Here is a 12,583-nt window from a genome sequence, read left to right on the forward strand (position 1 = left end):
GGTCAGCCCTTCACGGCGCCGGCGAAGGCGCCCTCGACGAAGTAGCGCTGGAACATCAGGTAGACGATCAGCACGGGGAACACGGACATGATGGTGAAGGCGTTGAGCGGCCCGTACGAGCTGGTGAACTGCGACTGGAAGCCCTGCAGCGCGAGCGGGATCGTCCACGACTCCTGGCTCTGCAGCAGCGCCAGCGCGATCGAGTACTCGTTCCACGTCGAGACGAAGTCGAGGATGAACAGCGCGGCGAGCGCCGGGCGGGCCAGCGGCAGGATGATCGTCAGGAACAGCCGCCAGTTGCCGGCGCCGTCGATCCTGGCGCTCTCGTCGATCTCCTCCGGGATCTGACGGAAGAAGCCGTAGAGGATGAAGGTCTGGTACGGCAGGCCGAATGCGATGTACGGCAGGATGATGCCGACGTTGCTGCTCAGCAGGTTGAGCCCGTTCATCACCTGGAACAGCGGCGCGATCGCGACCTGGATCGGCACCATCGCCCCGAGCGCGATGACGCCCATCAGGAGGCGCTGGCGGCGGAACCGCATCCGGGCGAGCGCGAAGGCCGCTGCGGCCGAGATGAAGAGCCCGACGGGCACCTTGATCAGCGCGATCAGCAGGCTGTTGCCGCCGGCCGTCAGCAGGTTCCCGCGGTCGAGCGCCTCGACGTAGTTGCCGAAGTCGGGCGACCAGGGCGGCACGAAGGCCGGTGTGCTGAAGATGTCGGCCTCGCTCTTGAGCGACGTGAAGACCATGAAGATCAGCGGCACGGCCCAGATCAGCACGGCGAAGACCAGGGCGATCCAGAGGCCGAGGCGGACGAAGTCGCGGCCGCCGACGGGGCGCCGCTGCTTCTTCGGCGGCTCGACCAGGCCCGGCGCGCTCGTCGGGATGCTCGTGACGGTCATGCGTTCTTCTCCTGACGCGCGGTCCACACCATGTAGGGGACGACGATGACGAGGGTGATCACGAGCAGGACCGTGGCGATCGCGTTGCCCTGGCCGTACTCGTGGTTGTTGAAGGACTGCTGGAACGACCACAGCGCGAGCACCTGCGTCTGCTGCGCGGGGCCGCCTCCGGTCATGCCGACGATCAGGTCGAAGACCTTGATCGAGTTGATGATCGTGAGCACCACGACGACGACGGTGGTCGGCCGCAGCGCCGGCAGCGTGACGTTGCGGAACACCTGCCAGGCGTTCGCACCGTCGAGCTTCGCCGCCTCGACGTGGTCGGGCGAGACGCTCTGCAGGCCCGCGAGGAACAGCACCATGTTGGTGCCCGCGATCTGCCAGACGAACGCGGCGAAGATCGAGTAGAGCGCCAGGTTCTTGTCGCCCAGCCATTGCACGTCGGCCAGCCACGGCAGGTTGAAGAGCTGCGCGAGGTTCACGCCGACGCCGTAGTTGGGGTTGTACATCCAGCGCCACATGTTCGCGATGGCGATCGGAGCGAGCACTCCGGGGATGTAGAAGAGGGAGCGGAAGGCGTTGCGACCGAAGAGCGGCCGGTTGAGCGCCAGCGCCATCACGAGGCCGAGCCCCACCGGGATGACGAGCGACATCAGCACCCAGATCAGGGTGTTCGAGAAGGCGGTCCAGAAGACCGGGTCCTGCGTGAAGATGCGGACGTAGTTCTGCAGCCCCACGAAGACCTGCGGTGCGCCCTGGAATCCGGTCCACTCGAAGAAGCTCAGCCGCACCGACTCGAGCGACGGACCGACGACGAAGACCAGGTAGGCGGCGAGCGCCGGGGCGAGGAAGGGGAGGGCGGCGAGGAAGCCGGTGCCGCCGAAGCGGGCGAGGGCACGGCGGCGCTTCGTGCGCTGCCGGGCGGGGGTGGATGTCGTCATGTCGGACCTCTCTGGCGTCGCGGGGGCGGAGGGGGCGCGGCGCCGGGCCGCCGCCCCCTCCGCCCGTCGCCGGCTACTGCTGGTCGATGAACTTCTGGAACTCGGTCCCCGCCTCGGACGGGTCGAGCTCACCGGTCGCCACCAGGTTCTGGATGCGCCAGTACTCGGTGGTCTGCGACTGCGACAGGTTCTGGTCGTTGTTCATGTAGACGCCGGTGGCCGCCTCGGTGATCGGGCCCCAGAGAGCGTCGAAGGCGCTCTGGTTCTCGGGGGTGACGTCGACGTTGACCGAGCGGCTGCCGAAGGTGGCGATGAACTTCTGCTGAGCCTCGGCCGAGGTCAGGTAGTCGAGGAACTTCGCGGCCTCGTCGGGGTGCTCGGAGTTCGCCGAGATGTAGTTGTTCTCGTTGAAGCCGTAGACGCGGTCGGTGCCGGTCGGGAAGGCGAAGATGCCCACCGAGTCCTCCTTCATGCCCGCGTCGCGGACCTGCTGGTTGAACCAGTCGCCCTCGATCGCCATCGCGGCCTTGCCGGAGAAGAAGAGCGAGCTCGACTCGTCGTTGTTGATCGAGACGAAGCCGTCGTTGACGTAGTCCTTCGTCCAGGTGGCGAACTCGGTGAAGGTGTCGGTGACGCAGGACTCGTCGGCCCAGCTCGCCTCCCCCGTCACGAGGGCCTGGTAGCCGTCGGCGCCGCACTCGGTCTCGAGGAGGCTGTCGAGCAGGCGCATCACGTGCCAGTTGACGGTGCCGCCGAACTCGAACGGGGTGATGCCCGCGTCCTTGAGCTTCCCGGCGTCCTCGACGAGCTCGTCGTAGCTGGTGGGAGCGGCGTCGATGCCCGCCTGGCTGAAGAGGTCCTTGTTGTAGAAGACCGCTTCGGTGCGCTGCGTGTACGGGACGCCGTCGTAGCCGCCGTACTGGGTGACGGTCGACATCGTGGTGTCGGAGAAGCGGTCGGCCCAGCCGTACTCGTCGTAGTACTTCTCGAGGTCGAGGCTGGCGCCGGCGTCGATGAACTCGCCGCCGAGGCCCGGGCCCGCCCACGAGAAGAAGACGTCGGGGGCGCCGCTCGTGCCGAGCGTGGTGCGCAGCGCATCCTTGTGGGCGTCGGTCGCGCGCTCCTCCACCTTGATCGTGATGTCGGGGTTGGCCGCCTCGAAGTCGCTGACGATCTCGTTGATGGTCGTGTTGGCCGACTCGGCCGACTCGGTGAGCTTGAACCAGGTGAGCTCGGTCTTCCCTCCGGAGTCGCCGCCCGCGGAGGAGCAGCCGGCGAGACCGGCGAGGAGGAGGGCACCCGTGGCGAAGGCCAGGGAGCGGGTCGCATTTCGGGTCAGAGCACGCATCGTCGCGTCCTTTCGCTGCGCGACATCGCGGGCAGCGCGACATCGACGTCGGATCCGCAGGGCCGATTCGCATCGATCCCGGCGGCGGATGAGGGATACGTTATCGATAACACATTCGGGTGACAATGCGTCCAACCGGTTGATAGGTCACGATCAAGTAACGGCCGAGTCGCTCGCTAGAGTGAGCCCGGACACAGCGAGGAGCAGCGATGTCGAGCCTCCCCTCCCCCCGCGCGCGGCCGAGCATGGCCGACGTCGGCCGTCACGCCGAGGTCTCGGCGCAGACCGTCTCGCGCTTCTTCACCGGCGGCTACGTCGCTCCGGCCACCCGCGGGCGCATCGAGGCGGCCATCGCCGACCTCGGCTACCGGCACAACCGCGTCGCCCGGAACCTCCGCGTGCAGCGCACCGACACCGTCGGGTTCCTCGCGATGGGACCCCTCAACTACGGCCACTCCGAGCTGCTCACCGGCGTCAGCCGCGCCGCCCGCTCCGAGGGGCTCTCGCTGATCACGGCGCTGCTCGAGGTCGACCCGCGCGAGCCGAGCGCGCGGCTCGAGATGCTGCACGCCGTCGACAAGCTTCTGTCGTTCCAGGTCGACGGCATCATCGTCGGCACGCCCTACGAAGGGCTCGACGAGCTCGTCGACTACATCTCCGCCTCGGTGCCGGTCGTCACCCGCTCCGAGCACGCGGGCCCCTCCGAGGACTCGACCTACGCCGACTCCTACGGCGCCGGCTACCTCGGCACCCGCCACCTCCTCGAGCTCGGGCACCGGCGGATCCTCCACGTCGCCGGCCCCGGCAACCGCAACGAGGCCGTCGACCGCGAGCGCGGCTACCGGGCGGCACTCGCGGAGGCGGGGGTCGAGCCGCTCGAGGTGCTGCGGTGCCGGGAATGGGACGCGGGGTCCGGTGCCGAGCAGGGACGCCTCTGCGACCCCGAATCGTTCACCGCCGTCTCGGCCGCCAACGATCAGATCGCCCTCGGCTTCCTCCGGGCGATGGCCGACCGCGGGCGGTTTGCTCCCGAGGACTACTCGATCGTCGGGGTCGACGACATGCCCGAAACCGAGTACTACTCGCCGCCGCTGACGACCATGCACCTCGACCACCAGCTCCTGGGCGAGAAGGCGCTCCGGATGCTCGCCGCGCGGATCCGGACGGGCGAGCGCCAGGAGCGCACGGCGGTCTCGGCGCGCCTCGTGCTGCGCAGCTCGACGGCGCCGCTGCACTGAGCCGCTGCACTGAGCCGACGATCAGAGGATCGTCCAGGCAGACCGCGGCCGCGTGCTGGAGGCGCGGGGTCGATCCGCCCTACGGTCGAGGGATGTCGACAGCAGAGCAGACCCCGCCGGCCACTCGGGCGGAGACCATCGCCCTCGACTCGATCTCGGTGACGCGCGACGGTGCGCCGTGGTTCCCTGTGATGGGCGAGTATCACTTCAGCCGCGACCGCCCGGAGCGCTGGCAGCACGAGCTGCGGAAGATCCGCGCGGGCGGCGTCGATGTCGTCGCGACCTACGTGCTGTGGATGCTGCACGAGGAGACCCGCGGCGAGCGCCGCTTCGACGGCCACCTCGACCTGCGGCGCTTCGTCGAGGAGGCCCGGCGCGCAGGCCTGTCGGTCATGCTCCGCATCGGACCCTGGGCGCACGGCGAGGCGCGCCACGGCGGGTTCCCCGACTGGCTGCAGGAGCTGCCGATCCGGCACCGTACGAACGATCCCGCGTACCTCGAGCTTGTCGAGGGCTGGTTCCGCGGCATCGCTCGGGAGCTGCGCGGGCTGTTCCGCGACTCCGGCCACCCCGATTCGCCGATCGTGGGCATCCAGGTCGACAACGAGCTCTACGACCAGCCCGAGCACCTCGCGCGCCTGCGCGACCTGGCCGAGAGCGCCGGCATGGCGGCTCCACTCTGGGTGGCGACGGGCTGGGGAGGCGCGCAGCTGCCGCTGGACCGGGTCGCCCCGGTCTACGCCGGCTACTCGGACGGCTTCTGGGAGGAGGCGGACGTGGAGTGGCCCGCCTTCGGGCGGATGCACTTCGAGTACTCGACGGTGCGCGACGACCTGTCCGTGGGAGCCGACGTCCGCGGCGACCCCGCGCCCGCGCAGCCGATCGCGGAGGACCACCGCTACCCGTTCCTGACCTGCGAGCTGGGCGGCGGGATGACCACCGCCTACCACCGCCGCCCGCTCGTCGACGGCGAGGACATCGCCGCGCTCGCGCTGACCAAGATCGGCAGCGGCTCGGCCTGGCAGGGCTTCTACCTCTACCACGGCACCACGCAGGTCACCGGGGCGGGGGGCGCGGGCACGCAGGAGTCGCACGACAGCGACTACCCCAATGACATGCCGCGGAAGGACTACGACTTCTTCGCGCCGATCGGAGCGGCGGGGACGCTGCGCCCGCACTACCACCTGCTGCGCCGCCAGCACCTGTTCCTCGAGCGCTGGGGCGGGGAGCTGACGGGCATGACGGTCACGGTGGGCTCGCCGGAGGCCGGGGTCCGCTGGGCGACGCGGGCGGACGCCGAGGGCGGCTACGTCTTCGTGACGAACCGCCAGCCGGCCGCGGCGCCGCTCCCCCGCGTCGAGGGCGTGCGCCTCCCGGTCGCGATCGATGATCGCGTGACGATGCTCCCGGCCGAGCCGACGGCGATCCCGGCCGGCGCCTTCCTCGCCTGGCCCGTGCGCCGGCCGTTCGGGTCGCTCCGCGCCGTCTCGGCCACGGCGCAGCCGATCACCGAGATCAGCGACGGAGCCACGACCGTGGTGATCCTCGCCGCGACCGAGGGGATCCCGGTCGAGCTGGAGTTCGAGACCGAGGCTGCGGTCGTCGGAGCATCGCGCTCGGGCGACCGCTGGCGCCCGGATAGTGCGCCCGGGCGGGACTGCGTCGTCACCGTCGGAGACACGAGGTTCGTGATCCTCGACGACAGCACCGCCTCGAGGCTGTGGCGGGTCGACATCGCCGGCGAGCCGATCGTGATGCTCTTCGACGGCGGAGTGACGGTGGACGAGCAGGGGATCGTGCTGGAGCGCTGGAGCGACTCCGCCGAGGTCTCGATCCTGCGCACGCCGTCGCTCGCGTTCGAACGCCTCCGGCTCCCCGCGCACGAGCCGCTCCGCGAGCTGCCCGTCACGGTCGTGCGCGCCGAGTCCTCCCCCGCGCCCGAGCGTCGCGGCGGGTCGATGGGCCGTCTGTCGGCTCCGCTGGACAGCGACTTCGATGACGCAGCCGTCATCGAGATCCCGGTGTCCGGGCCGGCTCCGGACGCGGCCACGGTCCTCGTCCTCGAGTGGAGCGGCGACGTCGCGCGCATCGAGATCGGCGGGGTGCTCGTCGCCGATCAGTTCTGGTCGGGCCGCGCATGGGAGATCGACCTGGCGCCCTGGCGCGAGGCCCTCGCCTCCGAGCCCGTGCGCGTGCGGATCCTCCCGTGGCGCGAGGACTCGACCGTCTTCGTCGACGCCCGCGTCCGCGATCGGCGCGTCCCCGGCCGGGCGAGCGTCGACTCCGCGAGTCTGCTCACGGCCCCTCGCCACCGCCTCGACCTCGGCTGAACCCGGACGGGCCTGGCAGGCTGGTCGGCATGAGCGCCTTCACCGATCAGGATGCGGCGACCGCCTACGGGGCGGGCCTGCTGCGCGGCGAGCGGACGCGCCTCCGCCCCGCCACCGAGAACGACCTCGCGGCGATCGACACGTGGTGGAACGACCCCGCGCAGGCGGTGCTGCAGCACACGACGGTGCTGCCGCGTCCCGCCGGGGCGGCGGCGGAGGCGCTGCGCGGCTGGAGCGCGAACGCGACGGCCGGCGCGGTCGGCTTCGCGGTCGTCGAGCTCGCCGACGACTCGCTCGCCGGTCACGTCACCCTCTACGGAGGCGGGCTGCCGCAGCGCTGCGCGACCCTCGCGATCATCCTTGGGCCGCACGCCGTGGGCCGCGGGCTCGGACCGGATGCGGTCCGGGTCGCGGTCGACTACGGCTTCGACGAGCTCGGCCTGCATCGCATCGAGCTGGGCACGGCGGCCTTCAACACCCGGTCGCAGGCCGCCTACCGCCGCGCCGGCTTCACGGAGGAGGGCCGGCGGAGGGACGCGGTGTTCCACGCGGGGTCGTTCCACGACGAGGTGCTGATGTCGGTCCTCGCGCACGAGCGGCGCGCATGAACGACGACGAGCTGCTCCGGCGGCTGCCCAAGACCGAGCTGCACTGCCACTTCGCGTCGACGATGTCGGCGGCGCACCTGATCGCGGCGGCCGATGCCTACGGGGTGCCGCTGGCCTCCGACGACCCGGCGACGCTCTTCGACTTCGCCGATCTGCAGGAGTTCCTGGTCGCCTTCCGCGCCGCCCACCGCGTGCTGCGGACACCGGCCGATCTGGCGACGGTCGCGTACGACGGCGTGCGCGCGGCGGCCGCGCAGGGCCTGCGCTACCGCGAGTACGCGATCAATCCGCAGTACTTCGCCGATGTCGCGTTCCTCGGCTGGAGCGGGCTCGGCTATGCGGACCTGCTCGACCCGATCCTCGACGGGCTGCGCGCGGCCGAGACCGACCTCGGTGTCGGATTCGGGATCGTCGTCGCCGTGAACCGCCGCGACTCCGCGGCGAGCGCGGTCGAGCTCGTCGAGCAGATCCGCGCGCACCCGCGCGACGGCGTGCTCGCGCTCGGGATGGACGACCTGACCCCTGAGGGCACCGAGGATCCGGCCCGGTTCGTGGAGGCGTTCGCGCTCGCCCGCCGCTCGGGGCTGAAGCTCACGGCACACGTCGGCGAGACCGACCGCTCCGAGCCCGACGCGGTGCGCGTGGCCCTCGACGAGCTGCAGGTCGACCGCATCGACCACGGCTACCGGATCCTCGACGACCTCGACCTCGTCGCGCGGGCCCGCGACTCCGGGATCGGCTTCACCACCACCCCGGTCTCGACCACGATCTGCTCGGGCTGGACCCTCGACCCTTCGCACCGGATCGCCGCGATGGTGCGCGCCGGCCTGCGCGTGACGGTCTCGACCGACGACGCGGTGTTCTTCCGCACCGACCTCGAGCGCGAGTACCGCGAGGCGCTCCCCGCGCTCGGGCTGAGCGTCGACGACGCGTGCACGATCGCGCTGAACGGGGTGGAGGCGGCGTTCTGCCCGCCCGAGCAGAAGGCGCGGCTGCGCGCGGAGTTCACGGCGGCGATCGCAGAGCTGTGGTCGGAGGCGGGACGGCCCCACAACCAAGGCTGAGAGCGGCGAACTCACGGATTCTCCGCAGATCCGGCCGTTCAGCCTTACTTCTGCGGCTGTTGCGCCGCAGACAGCCGCGACTCGAGCGCCTCGAGGTCGGCGCGGACGGCCGGCGCCTCCAGCGCATCGCGCTCGCCCGCCGCGTAGGCGTCGGCGAACGCGCCGATCTGGCGCCGCAGCTCGTCCCGCGCGCCTCCCCGCGCCACGGGCTCGAGCCGCTGCGCCAGCCGGATGCCCGCGCGGACGACGAGCGGCTGGTCCATCGCGTAGGCGCGCAGCGACAGGTACACCTCGGCGAGCAGCGCCTCGACCTGCGGCCACTCGCAGACGAGCCGGACGGCGCCGTCCGCGTCGCGGTAGTGCGTGCGCGGAGCCGGCCCGTCGCAGAGTGAGACGAGCGCGCCGGTCAGCGCATCGACCGCGCCGACCGCGGTGTACGGGTCGTTCGTGCCGGTCGCGAGCCCGCGCACGCCGATCTCGACCACCTGCTGCACCGCGTAGCGCACGTCCTGGTAGGGCGTCCGGGCGTCGGCGATGACGACGGCGGCGAGCGCCGCCTCCGCGAGCCCCGACGACGGGCAGGCGACCTCGAGCACCGGATCGCCGGTCAGCACGTGATCGCCCGGCAGCGCCAGCACCCGCAGCACCGCGCCGTCGCGCCGCGCGAGCTCGACGAGCCGCTCGATCTCGATCTGCTCGACGTAGCCTCCGCGGGGCGCGGCCAGGGTCGCGCTCCCCCGGGGCGCGTCGCCGCCCGGCTCGTCGCCCTCGGGGTGCAGCCGCTCGATGACCGCCTCGAGCTCCGACAGCACGCGCTTCTGCAGCGTCGTCACCTGCACCGACAGCGCGATGTGGTGGATGAAGTAGACGAGCACCGCGACGTCGCCGACCGCGAGCAGCACCGCGAACCCGACCGCGACGACCGGCACGAAGGCGAGCGACGAGTCGTCCTCGGTGTGCACCGAGCGCAGCACGATCAGCGAGTAGAGGAACGTCGAGGTCAGCACCGCGAGCACGACCTGGTTGCCGCGGTCCGCCATGAAGTTGCGCACGAGGCGGGGTCCGTAGGCGGAGGAGGTGGTCGCCAGCACCGAGATCGTGATCGAGAACGAGGTGGCCGCGACACCGAGCATCGTGCCGCCGATCGCCGAGAGGATCGCGCGGCCGCCGGTCGCCGAGAGGTCCTCGACCAGGGGGATGTCGCTGACACCCGCGCGGATCAGGACGCGGTCGAGCTCGATCAGGCCGAAGGCGAGCGCGACGGCGACGACTCCGAACAGCGCGGGCAGGAACCAGAACGATTCGCGGGCGTGGAGGATCCGGGAGCGCATCCTCGAAGGCTAGGCGGGCCCGGGAGTCGTCGCACCCGGTTGCGGAGGCGCCAGTCGCGCCAGCAGATCCTCGTGCCCGCGGCGGCGCACCGCGTCGACACCGGCGTCGTCCTCGATCGAGATGAGCAGGATCTCGAGGCCGCGCCAGAACGCGACGATCTCGCGCGCGGCGACGGGCACCTCCTCCTCCGGGACTCCCGACTCGGCGAGAGCGCGACGCAGCTCGGGCTGCAGGAACTCGTCGAACCGCGCCCGCATCGCCCGCCACTCCTCGGCCTGCTCGAACGCGGCGAGCCCGAAGACCTGGAAGAACAGGCGGAGGAACGGGCGGTTCGCGGAGGAGGCCAGCGCGACCCACGAGCGGTCCAGCCGCTCCGCCAGGGACCGCCCTGGCACCAGCAGCTCGTCGGCGGCACGCTGCATGTCCGGGAACCGCCGCGCGGCGACGATCATCGCCTCCGAGAGCAGGGCGGCACGCGAGCCGAAGTAGTAGAGGAGCATCCGGTTGTTCGAGTCGGCCGCCCGGGCGAGGGCCCGGAGCGAGACGGAGGCGACACCGTGCTCGAGGATGTGGTCGACGATGCTCTCGAGGAGCTGGGTCCGCCTCGTCGGTGTCGTGATCATGATGGCGGCCTCTCCGTCGCGGTCGCCGGTCAGCGTAGCGCTCAGCTCGCGTCGCGGAGCTCGCGGAAGCCGGAGCGGTGGTAGACGAGCGGCTCGACCGCGGTGTCGACCTCGAGCGAGTGCACGCGGAGGAGGACGACGCGGTGATCGCCCGCGGGCGTCTCGGCGTGCACCGAGCACTCGAAGCGGAGGGAGGATCCGCCGAGCAGCACCGCGCCACCCTCGCGCTCCTCCCGCGCCAGACCCTCGAAACGGCTGTGCCGGGTGCGCGAGGCGAGGCGGTGGGTGGCCGCGGCCTGCTCCGCCGCCAGCATCGAGACACCGATGCGCGGGGAGGTGCGCAGGAGCGGCCAGGTGGTGGACGCCTCCCGAACCGCGAACATCACCAGCGGCGGGTCGAACGAGGCGCCGACGCTGAGAGAGGTGGCGACGAGCCCCTCGGGGACGCCGTCGACCAGGGCCGCGACGGCCGCGACGGCGGAGGGGACGTGCGCGAGGGCGTCCTCGATGCGGGTGAGGGCGAGCGTGGCCACGGAGTGCCCTTTCGTTCGGGAGAGGAAGGAGAGGGAGAGTGGTGCGCCCTTTTCTCCGCTATCGTGAACCAAATGGTTCATCCCTGTCAAGCCGCGTGATCACGGGCTTCTCGGGCGATGCGGGCGTCGGAAACGGCGTCGTGACGAGGGGGAAACATCCCCTTCGATGAGGCTCGGAGAATGCGGGAGAGCATGAAGAAGATCGTCCTCGGAGTGTTCGAAGCAGGCACGCCGCACGTCGGCGGCACGATCAGCTGGTCCCACCCGCGCAGCCGCGACGGCGACTTCCGCGACATCGGCTACTGGATCCGGATGGCGCAGGTGCTGGAGGACGCCGACTTCGACTTCCTCTTCTTCGCCGGCGGCTCGTTCGGCTACTCCTCCCGCCGCGGCGAGCTCTCGGACGTGCTGGTGGAGGCCGGCATGACCTTCTCGCTCGACGGCGCCTACCTCATCCCCGCGCTGGCGGTCGGGACGGAGCGGCTCAACTTCGTGGTCACCTCGACCACCGGAGCCGACCACCCGCTGCACGCCGTCCGCAAGTTCTCGACGCTCGACCACGTGACGAACGGGCGGATCGGCTGGAACATCGTCACCGGCGCCTCCCAGAACACGATGGCCGCGATGCTGGGGCAGGCGACGATGGTGCCGCACGACGAGCGCTACCGCGCGGCGCAGGAGTACGTCGACGTCGCCTTCTCGTTCTGGGAGGGTGGCAACGACGACGACGCGATCGTGCTCGACCACGAGGCCAACGTGTTCGCCGACCCGGAGAAGATCCACCCGGTCGCCTACGAGGGCGAGTTCTACCGCTCGCACGGGTACCACACGCTGCCGCCGTCGCCGCAGCGCTCGCCACTGCTGTTCCAGGCGGGCACCTCGCCGGTCGGCCGGGCGTTCGCCGCGAAGAACGCCGAGTGCGTGTTCGTGCAGGGATCGAGCTACGCGAAGGTCGCCTCCGACATCGCCGACATCCGCCGCCGCGCCGACGAGAACGGGCGCGACGGCTCCGCGATCAAGGTCATGGTCGGAGTCACGGTCGTGGTGGGTGAGACCTCCGAGGACGCCGCGCGCCTCCGTGCCGAGTTCGACGCCCTGCAGAGCGACGAGCTCGCCGCGCACTACTACGCGGGCAACACCGGCGTGGACCTGCTCGAGTACGACCTCGACCGCACGCTCGCCGAGCAGCTCGTGCTCGACGACCAGGCCGGGCAGATGGGCACCAGCAACATCGAGCGCTTCCTGACGCGGCCCGACGGCACCGCGCCGACCGTGCGCGAGATCCTCGACGAGCTCAAGGGCAAGGGCACCCGCGGCTTCGCGGTCACCGGCGACCCCATCGAGGTCGCCGACGAGCTCGAGCGGATGATGGACGAGACCGACCTCGACGGCATCATGCTCGAGGCGGTGTTCGGCATCGCGTCACTGACCGACTTCATCGAGCTGGTGCAGCCGGAGCTGCGCCGCCGAGGCCGCCTCGATCCGCCCGCGACCGGCGCCACCTTCCGCGAGCGCCTGCTCGGCGGCGGCGCGCACATCGCCCCGGAGCACCACGCGTCCTCCTTCCGCCGCACTGTCTGACGCCTGCGCCGAGACACCCGGCTCTTCGCCGAGACACCGCGCAGACGGCGGTGTCTCGGCGAGAAGCTGGCTGCCTCGGCGCA

Annotated in this window: 11 protein-coding genes; 5 read left to right on the top strand and 6 right to left on the bottom strand. The window is 71.1% G+C overall.

Annotated features, from left to right (window positions below; translation table 11 throughout):
* Positions 1 to 2 precede the first annotated feature (2 nt).
* The 3 genes from ASG06_RS04500 to ASG06_RS04510 all read right to left on the bottom strand — a co-directional run bounded on the left by ASG06_RS04500 (position 3) and on the right by ASG06_RS04510 (position 3,191).
* A complete protein-coding gene (locus ASG06_RS04500) occupies positions 3 to 902 on the bottom strand; it encodes a carbohydrate ABC transporter permease (RefSeq protein ID WP_056039059.1) in 900 nt (299 codons plus the stop codon).
* Positions 899 to 1,843 (bottom strand): carbohydrate ABC transporter permease, encoded by a 945-nt coding sequence (locus ASG06_RS04505; protein ID WP_082498934.1) that lies wholly within the window; start codon positions 1,841 to 1,843, stop codon positions 899 to 901. The genes ASG06_RS04500 and ASG06_RS04505 overlap by 4 nt, the downstream gene beginning before the upstream one ends.
* Positions 1,844 to 1,916: 73 nt before the next feature.
* Positions 1,917 to 3,191, bottom strand: a complete 1,275-nt coding sequence (locus ASG06_RS04510; protein ID WP_056039060.1) for an ABC transporter substrate-binding protein — start codon at positions 3,189 to 3,191, stop codon at positions 1,917 to 1,919.
* 209 nt (positions 3,192 to 3,400) lie between these two features.
* Between ASG06_RS04510 and ASG06_RS04515 the strand changes: the two genes are divergently transcribed.
* The 4 genes from ASG06_RS04515 to add all read left to right on the top strand — a co-directional run bounded on the left by ASG06_RS04515 (position 3,401) and on the right by add (position 8,431).
* The gene (locus ASG06_RS04515; RefSeq protein WP_056039061.1) at positions 3,401 to 4,429 is read left to right on the top strand and encodes a LacI family DNA-binding transcriptional regulator; all 1,029 of its coding nucleotides are present in this window, start codon (positions 3,401 to 3,403) and stop codon (positions 4,427 to 4,429) included.
* 92 nt (positions 4,430 to 4,521) lie between these two features.
* Positions 4,522 to 6,759 carry a beta-galactosidase gene (locus ASG06_RS04520; protein ID WP_056039076.1) on the top strand — a complete coding sequence of 746 codons (2,238 nt, stop codon included), beginning with the start codon at positions 4,522 to 4,524 and terminating at the stop codon, positions 6,757 to 6,759.
* Positions 6,760 to 6,788: 29 nt separating this feature from the next.
* Positions 6,789 to 7,367: a GNAT family N-acetyltransferase gene (locus ASG06_RS04525; protein WP_082498935.1), complete on the top strand. Its 579-nt coding sequence runs from the start codon at positions 6,789 to 6,791 to the stop codon at positions 7,365 to 7,367.
* Entirely contained in the window at positions 7,364 to 8,431 is a 1,068-nt protein-coding gene (gene add / locus ASG06_RS04530) for an adenosine deaminase (RefSeq protein ID WP_056039079.1), read from the top strand. Before ASG06_RS04525 ends, add begins: the two co-directional genes overlap by 4 nt.
* A 44-nt stretch (positions 8,432 to 8,475) precedes the next feature.
* Here add and ASG06_RS04535 read toward each other — a convergent pair whose 3' ends face one another.
* Genes ASG06_RS04535 through ASG06_RS04545 form a run of 3 tightly spaced genes read right to left on the bottom strand, consistent with a single transcriptional unit; the run spans position 8,476 to position 10,919 of the window.
* Positions 8,476 to 9,762 (bottom strand): DUF2254 domain-containing protein, encoded by a 1,287-nt coding sequence (locus tag ASG06_RS04535; RefSeq protein WP_056039088.1) that lies wholly within the window; start codon positions 9,760 to 9,762, stop codon positions 8,476 to 8,478.
* A gap of 9 nt (positions 9,763 to 9,771) precedes the next feature.
* Positions 9,772 to 10,386 (bottom strand): TetR/AcrR family transcriptional regulator, encoded by a 615-nt coding sequence (locus ASG06_RS04540; protein ID WP_056039090.1) that lies wholly within the window; start codon positions 10,384 to 10,386, stop codon positions 9,772 to 9,774.
* Positions 10,387 to 10,427: 41 nt separating this feature from the next.
* Positions 10,428 to 10,919 carry a flavin reductase family protein gene (locus ASG06_RS04545; RefSeq protein ID WP_056039092.1) on the bottom strand — a complete coding sequence of 164 codons (492 nt, stop codon included), beginning with the start codon at positions 10,917 to 10,919 and terminating at the stop codon, positions 10,428 to 10,430.
* 192 nt (positions 10,920 to 11,111) lie between these two features.
* On the opposite strand from ASG06_RS04545, the gene ASG06_RS04550 reads away from it, so the two are divergent.
* Complete coding sequence (locus tag ASG06_RS04550; protein ID WP_162238997.1) at positions 11,112 to 12,500, top strand: NtaA/DmoA family FMN-dependent monooxygenase; 1,389 nt, start codon at positions 11,112 to 11,114, stop codon at positions 12,498 to 12,500.
* The last annotated feature ends 83 nt before the right edge of the window (positions 12,501 to 12,583 follow it).

The organism is Rathayibacter sp. Leaf185 (genome assembly GCF_001423885.1).
Taxonomy (GTDB): Bacteria; Actinomycetota; Actinomycetes; order Actinomycetales; family Microbacteriaceae; genus Rathayibacter.